The 499-nt window shown below is 48.9% G+C and carries 1 protein-coding gene; it reads left to right on the plus strand.

All coding sequences use genetic code 11. The annotated features are described in order from the left end of the window. Positions 1-499: transposase (locus tag KHQ23_RS25830; RefSeq protein ID WP_211777065.1), on the plus strand; the 499-nt coding region annotated here is incomplete at both ends.

Raw genomic sequence — 499 nt, forward strand, 5'->3', positions numbered from 1 at the left:
GGCACAAGCAAATGCTTCAGCCCGCAAGAGAGGTCTCAGGCCGTCCGGGAGCTCTGTAACCGACGTGGAACCGCGCGTAAAGTTGCACAAAGCATAGGCGTCAGCGTCCCGGTCCTGTACAAATGGAAGAAAGACCTTATCAGTGACGAGGCTTATCAATCCATGCGCAAACGAAAGGCAGCCCCTCAGGATAAAAATCAGGATGCTTTACTCGGTGAAATCCAGCGTCTCAGGAAGCAGGTTCATCAGCTGCAGCTCGAACGTGACATACTGACAAAGGCGAATGAACTGATAAAAAAAGATCTGGGCATCAGCTTTCTGAAACTGAAAAACAGGGAGAAAACCCTGATAGTTGATGCCCTTAAGAAAAAGTACCCCGTTGCTGAGTTGCTAAGCGTTCTGCAACTTGCCCGCAGCTGTTATTTTTACCACAAAGCCAGCAAACGTCTGTACGATAAGTATGCGGAAATACGCGTGATCATGGCCGATATCTTTGAGG

Origin of the sequence: Klebsiella sp. 64, assembly GCF_018223915.1 — a bacterium.
GTDB lineage: Bacteria > Pseudomonadota > Gammaproteobacteria > Enterobacterales > Enterobacteriaceae > Klebsiella > Klebsiella pneumoniae.